Source organism: Anaerotignum lactatifermentans, assembly GCF_014982935.1.
Taxonomy (GTDB): domain Bacteria; phylum Bacillota; class Clostridia; order Lachnospirales; family Anaerotignaceae; genus Anaerotignum; species Anaerotignum lactatifermentans.
On sequence record NZ_JADCKK010000112.1, the window covers coordinates 1 to 2,243 of the forward strand.

Sequence of the window (2,243 nt, forward strand, 5' to 3'; positions counted from 1 at the left end):
TCTTTTGAAGTCTTCGTCATAGCGAATACCTTTGCTGTTTGTTGACATGTAAATACCTCCTTTTGGTGTCTACTTTATTGTAATAGATAGTTACTTTATGTGTCCACTTTTTTAATATAGATCCAATAGTAATCATAATATAGATGAGTGCAAAAGTGAAACTGTCCATTTAATAAAAAATGATATAATTTTGCAGAAGTGTTATCCAGTTATAAGAACGAGAATACTTAGTCATTTAAATATGAAGACAGATACAGATTCTCAACAAAAAGTTCTTTTGTATCAATTAAATTATGTATTACAGAAGATACAACCACAATATTTTGAACATTTGATTGATTGCTTAAAAGAAAGTTTGGAACACAATACTATTTTAGAAATTCAGAAAGAGACGAATCAGTTGATTAGTTGTTGTTCCAGTATGGGGTGGTCAAATGAAGCTTTACATGATTTAATTAAAATACTTCATGGTTCTAAGACAGATGTTACAAAATGGGATAATTTTAAAAATAAATTATGTAGTTCTACATTTGAAGAATATCATATTTTACTTCCATTCAAAGTTAGAGCGATTGCAGTTCCTGGACAAAACAATATGTCAGCGAAAGAAAGAGTTTTGGATGAAATTAGTCATATGGGAATTGAAATACTAGCATCTGCCGATATCAAAAATCAGTACTCATATTTAAATCAAATAGAGCCAAATCAAAAATATCTATTAGCAAAAGTTTATGCTCGTGATGTATATGCTGCTTCACATTCAGCAATTTCTAAGATTGCTAATGCACTGAATATACTTAGTTTTTATAGATTGACTGAACCTTGGAATATTCGTGATATTAGCTGGCTTGCTGTGAATACTTCAAATGAATATGTTAAGCTTTTTAAGTCAAAAGATTTATATAGTACATATGATTATTTAGAAGGTGCATATAAAATTTTTAGTGCCTCTAAAGAATTAGATAGAAATGCGGAACAAAGTCTGCGTACTAAATTACAAGCAACATATAGCTATGCAAATATGGGAAAAGTATCATATGCTCAAACTGAGAAGTTTATGAATACATGGGTTGCTTTGGAGTCATTATGTCGTACGGATATGTATGAAAATATTATAGAAAATGTCCTGCAAACAGTTCCACCAGCGTTATGTTTGCGATATATTTATAGATGTTTTAGAAATTTTGTAGAGGACTGTAGAAGATGTGATATAGACTTTCAGTTTTCTAATATTTCTATAGACTTAAGACAAACTTCTAAAGAAAAATTAGTCGAGGAGATAATTACAGTTCTGAATGATAGAGTAGTCTATCAGGAATTATTAGACAAATGTAAGATAAATAAATTATTATTACAAAGGTGTAATGAAATGCATTTGATTGCTACAAATGCAAATGAAATGTTTCAGAAAATTGATAGCCACTATACAAATGTACGACGTCAATTGAGCAGATTGTATCGATTACGTAATGAAATAGCACATTCTGCACTAAATGACGGAACATCACTGATTAGATATATAGAGCATTTAGATGATTATTTATCAGATTTTGTTGCAGAAGTGGTAATGTGTTGGAGTAAAAATCCACAAAGCAGTATTGAAAATATTTTTGAAATTATAAAGGATAACTATCAAGCATATACAGATATCAAAAATTCCAAAAAGGAAGCGAATCCTATAGCTTTATTAGATAGTTTACGTAAAACGGGTATTATTGCTCTAGTGTAAAATTGAGTGAGATGATATGAAACGAGCTATGATAGCTTATCATAAAGTTATGTGTACAATTGTAATACTTACACACAAAAAAATGAGTATCTCATTCGAATTATCCAAGGCGTAATATTAAAAGGTTAACATCCATACATAGTGAAAAGAACAAAATCTGGAATGGCGAGAGCAACTACCAATTCCAGATTTTTTTGTTTCCGCCATTTTGAGAAACAAGAAGCAACACTTTTTTGAAAAATAACCTTATACCAAGGGACAACCAGCTTCATCAGGCATACTTATTGTCCAATCATGATGGAACAAGTGATTAACATAGATGACATAGTGTTTTTGGAGTCAAAAAACGCTTTTCGGGCAGTGAGATAGGCAAATCTCACTGCCTTTTTTTATTACTTTAGTGCTGAAGGCTGCAAAGCAGCCTTTAACAACCGCCCGCTCTGCGGGTGAGATTAAAGCTTAAGCAAAAAGCATCGTCCTTGTTGTAAAATAAGGGTGTTCAAGCCTAAATATT

1 protein-coding gene is annotated in these 2,243 nt (G+C 31.1%); it reads left to right on the forward strand.

The window, feature by feature from the left end; translation table 11 throughout:
• The first annotated feature begins 241 nt into the window (after positions 1-241).
• Positions 242-1,729 (forward strand): hypothetical protein, encoded by a 1,488-nt coding sequence (locus INF29_RS14020; protein WP_193487337.1) that lies wholly within the window; start codon positions 242-244, stop codon positions 1,727-1,729.
• Positions 1,730-2,243 lie beyond the last annotated feature (514 nt).